This is a genomic window from Sphingomonas sp. ABOLH, assembly GCF_003951715.1.
Classification (GTDB): domain Bacteria; phylum Pseudomonadota; class Alphaproteobacteria; order Sphingomonadales; family Sphingomonadaceae; genus Sphingomonas; species Sphingomonas hankookensis_A.
The window spans coordinates 1-3,881 of sequence record NZ_QQWV01000085.1; the positions used below are offsets into that span (position 1 = coordinate 1).

Annotated in this window: 5 protein-coding genes; 3 read left to right on the plus strand and 2 right to left on the minus strand. The window is 67.0% G+C overall.

Translation table 11 applies throughout. The features are described 5' to 3' along the window. The 3 genes from CA237_RS19145 to CA237_RS19820 all read left to right on the plus strand — a co-directional run. On the plus strand, positions 1 to 1,064 hold a 1,064-nt coding region (locus tag CA237_RS19145), incomplete at its 5' end, for an efflux transporter outer membrane subunit (RefSeq protein ID WP_126015285.1). 106 nt (positions 1,065 to 1,170) lie between these two features. After that, positions 1,171 to 1,434 (plus strand): hypothetical protein, encoded by a 264-nt coding sequence (locus CA237_RS19150; protein WP_066689680.1) that lies wholly within the window; start codon positions 1,171 to 1,173, stop codon positions 1,432 to 1,434. Positions 1,435 to 1,625: 191 nt separating this feature from the next. After that, the gene (locus CA237_RS19820; protein WP_164523933.1) at positions 1,626 to 1,784 is read left to right on the plus strand and encodes a hypothetical protein; all 159 of its coding nucleotides are present in this window, start codon (positions 1,626 to 1,628) and stop codon (positions 1,782 to 1,784) included. Positions 1,785 to 2,139: 355 nt separating this feature from the next. On the opposite strand, the gene CA237_RS19155 is transcribed toward CA237_RS19820, so the two are convergent. Next, positions 2,140 to 2,508: a hypothetical protein gene (locus CA237_RS19155; RefSeq protein WP_206433023.1), complete on the minus strand. Its 369-nt coding sequence runs from the start codon at positions 2,506 to 2,508 to the stop codon at positions 2,140 to 2,142. A 4-nt stretch (positions 2,509 to 2,512) separates the two neighbouring features. Next, on the minus strand, positions 2,513 to 3,881 hold a 1,369-nt coding region (locus tag CA237_RS19160; protein ID WP_126015287.1), incomplete at its 5' end, for a L,D-transpeptidase family protein.

Below are 3,881 nucleotides of genomic sequence, written 5' to 3' on the forward strand. Positions count from 1 at the left end.
CCGGCGGGGTGGGCGGCGTGCCCGCGCAGACCGGCAACCTCGAAATCTATCAGGCGTCGGTCGGCTTCTCCGCCTTCGAACTCGACCTGTTCGGTCGGGTGCGCAATCTCAGCCAGGCGGCGCTCCAGGAATATTTCGCGACCGAAGAGGCGCAGCGGGCGGCGCGGATCGCGTTGATCGGTGAAGTCGCGACCGCGTGGCTGACCATGGCCGCCGATCAGGACCAGTTGCGCCTGTCGCGCGAAACGCTGGCCAGCTTCGGCCGGACGCTGGAGCTGACCCGCGCCCAGTTCCGGGTCGGCGTCATCTCCGAACTGGAGGTTCAGCAGGCGGAAACCAGCTATCAGCAGGCGCGCAACGATATCGCCGCGCTGACCGCGCAGATCGCGCAGGACCAGAATGCGATCAACCTTCTGGCGGGCACCACCGTCCCGGCCGAGCAATTGCCGGCGGAACTGGGCGATCGCGACCTGATCCTGTCGAACCTGCCGACCGGCGTGTCGTCGACCGTGCTGTTGCGCCGCCCCGATGTGCTGCAGGCAGAACGCCGCCTCTATGCCGCCAATGCCAATATCGGTGCGGCGCGCGCGGCGCTGTTCCCGACCATCTCGCTCACCGCGACGCTGGGCACGATCAGCACGGCGCTGGGCGGGCTGTTCGGTGCGGGCACGCAGCAATTCTCCGTCTCGCCGGGCGTGGCGCTGCCGTTGTTCGACGGCGGCCAGCGGCGCGGCAATGTCGAGGTCGCGCGCGCGCAGCAGCTGGCGGCTGTCGCGACCTATGAAGGCGCGCTCCAGACCGCGTTCAGGGAAGTCGCCGACGCGCTGGCGACGCGCGGGACCATCGGCGAGCAGCTGTCGGCGCAGACGGCCAAGGCGCAGGCGGCGGCGACCGCCCAGCGGCTGTCCGACGCACGCTACCGGGCCGGGATCGATTCGTTCCTCAACACGCTGGATGCGCAGCGGACCAGCTATGCCGCGCGGCAGACGCTGGTACAGACCCGGCTGGCGCGCGCGACCAACCTGGTCACGCTGTACCGGACGCTGGGGGGCGGACTGAACTGACGGCGGCACCCGGTCGAACTTCCTGCCGGTCCCGACCGGACGCAGCCCCCTTGCGTCCGGACAGGATCGGCATATGCTCTCCTGTATAACCATAAGGAGAGGAACGATGAATCCGATCGAACCGTGCGATGCCGCCGGCGAGAAGAGCATGGTGATCCTGCAGAGCCTGCTGTGTCTCCTGCGCGAAAAGAACCTGCTGTCGCGTGCGGATATCGAGGAACTGGCCGCCAAGGTCGCCAGCCGCGCCGCCGACCGCGACCATGATCCGCTGCCCTGCCAGAGCGACGCCGCGATCGCCGCCGCCAGCGAGATGAACCGGCTGGGCGCCTATATCGGCGGGCGCTACGGCGGAAAACACCGTCGTATGTAATTGATTCGGCGTCGTTCGCCGCATGTCCCATTGCGACCGGCGGTGTCATCACGGCGTCAGAATTTGCGGCGACACGCATCCCCGGAACCTGTCGTGCGTTCAAGCAACGTCCGGTTCCGCCGGGCGAGTATTAGAAACGGACGATTGAACGTCCTTGAGAGGTTGTCGTGTCTTCGATTGGACCGGACGAAATGTCCTACTTCGTACGCCGTGCCGAACAGCAGTTGGAACTGGCGCAGCAGGCCGACCACGAACAGGTCGTCAGCGCGCATTACGAACTGGCAAACCTGTACCTCGACCGCGCTTATGCGCCGGTCATGCCGGCGGAGGGTTCGCAGCAGGCGGCGTGAGGCCGATTCCGAAGCGATCCGCCGACCGTCCCAACCTGGTTTCAGATCGAGCCCCAACCCTCCACCACACGTCACCCCGGGCTTGACCCGGGGTCCCGCTTGTTACCGCCCGTGGCGAGTAAGGAGTACACCAACGCGTTCGTGCTGCGCCTGGTCGGATTGGGCTGGTTGACGTGCCACTTCTTCCAAGATTGGAGAAGAAGCGGGACCCCGGGTCAAGCCCGGGGTGACGAATGGGGAGAACCGCCTCCGATCTTGTGAAAGGCCTCACGCCCTCCGCTGATCCAGCACCGATCCCCAAGCCGACCGGAAGCACGCAGCGCCCCCGGAGCCGGGCCTCCACGAAACCGCAGCCCTATTCCCCCTGCTGGTTCACCATCGCATCGTCGACCGGCGCGTCGTCGCTGCTTTCCTGCCCGCGGGTCGATCGCGACGTCATGCCGGTGGCGGACGCGTCGTCCAGCACCTGCTGGTCGGGTTCGACCGGTGGGGGCGGGGGGAGATCCTCGACCGGGGCGGGTGCCGACAGATTCTCCGTAATCACCGGCGCCGCCTCGAAATTCTGCTCCGGTAGCGGGGTCGGCGGCGGGGCGTCCTCGTCGAACGCGCTGTTCTCGATCGGTGCCTCGTCCACATTCTCGTTCGAACAGGCACCAAGCCCGGTCGCCAGCAACAGGCCGCTGCCAGCCAGCAGCGCCACACGCCATCCGTTGAACATCGTCATCCCCTTATCGAGCCGCCATCTGGCTGGCTTCGGCGCGTGCGGCGATCTTGTTCGCCAGCACGCCGTCCCATTTATACGGATCCTCGCGGAAGCTCATCGTGCCGTTCGGTGTCGCGAACGCGGTCCAATACAGCAGATAGACCTTTACCGGATCGGCGACCTTGGCCCGCACCGTTTTGCCCGATGCCAGCGTCGCGTCGATCTGCGTATCCGGCCATTCGGGCGTCGTGCGCAGCAACAGCCGCGCAAGATCCTCGGGCTTTTCCAGACGGACGCAGCCATGGCTGGCCAGCCGGTCGAACTTCGCAAAGCCGGCCTGCGCCGGCGTGTCGTGCAGATACACCGCGAACGGATTGTCGAAATCGAACTTGAACCGGCCTAGCGCGCTATTCTCCGACGCTTGTTGCAGGCGACGCCCGCCGCCCTCGGTCTCGATCACGCGAAATCCGTTGCGCTTCAGGTAGCCGGGGTTCGCCCGCTCCTTCGGCCACAATTCCTTGTCGGCGATCGACGACGGCACGTTCCACGGCGGATTGAGCACGATCGAATGGATCGTCGAGGTCAGCATCGGCGTCTCGTCACCCGGACGCCCGGTCACCGCCTTCATCGACGTTACCGGCTGGTCGCCATCGAACACGGTCAGCACGGCGGCGGCGATGTTGACCTGAATGCGGTTCTTCTCCAGCTCGGTCGGCAGCCAGCGCCACCGCTCCATATTCGCCTTGATCTGCTTGATCCGCTCGCCCACCGGCACGTTCAGCGACGCGACGGTCTGCGCACCGACCTGTCCGGCGGGGTTGAGACCATAGCGGCGCTGGGCGCGGCGGACGGCATCCAGCATCGCCTGATCGAAGGTATCGCCGGTCGGCGACAGGTCGGCATCCTCGATCGCCAGCCGCTTGCGCAGCGCCGCGACCTGTGGACCCTTGCCGCCCAGCCGCATTTCTGAGCCGGCACCAACCGTCGGCCAACCGCCATTCGCCTGAATCTTGCGATAGCGGGCCAGACCGGTCACCAGCGTGTCATAGCCGGCATAGGGCGGTGGCAGCGACGCGATCCAGGCAGCCAGCCGGTCCTTCGCCACCGCGTCGCGGAACGACGGCAGCGGGTCGAACGCTTGCGGGCGCATCGCCCAGTCCTTCTGGAAATCGGCATTGTCCAACCGCCCCGCGCGCACCGCATGGGCATGATCGAGCGCGGCACGCACGAGTGCCGGTCCGGATAGCCCGGCCAGCGACGGTTCGCGATCCTTCAGCCCCTGCGCCACCGCATCGCGTGCCAGCAACCGCGCCAGTTCGCTCTCCTGCGCCGCGGTCAGCGTCGGCAGCGGGGCGGCGGCCGGGATCGGCTGCACCATCGGCTGGGTCGTCGGC

What these genes read in the sequence shown, in the direction of transcription:
- CA237_RS19820 (WP_164523933.1), top strand. Translation starts at nt 1,626, where the DNA reads ATGTCCTACTTCGTACGCCGTGCCGAACAGCAGTTGGAACTGGCGCAG.
- CA237_RS19150 (WP_066689680.1), top strand. Translation starts at nt 1,171, where the DNA reads ATGAATCCGATCGAACCGTGCGATGCCGCCGGCGAGAAGAGCATGGTG.
- CA237_RS19155 (WP_206433023.1), bottom strand. Translation starts at nt 2,508, where the DNA reads ATGACGATGTTCAACGGATGGCGTGTGGCGCTGCTGGCTGGCAGCGGC.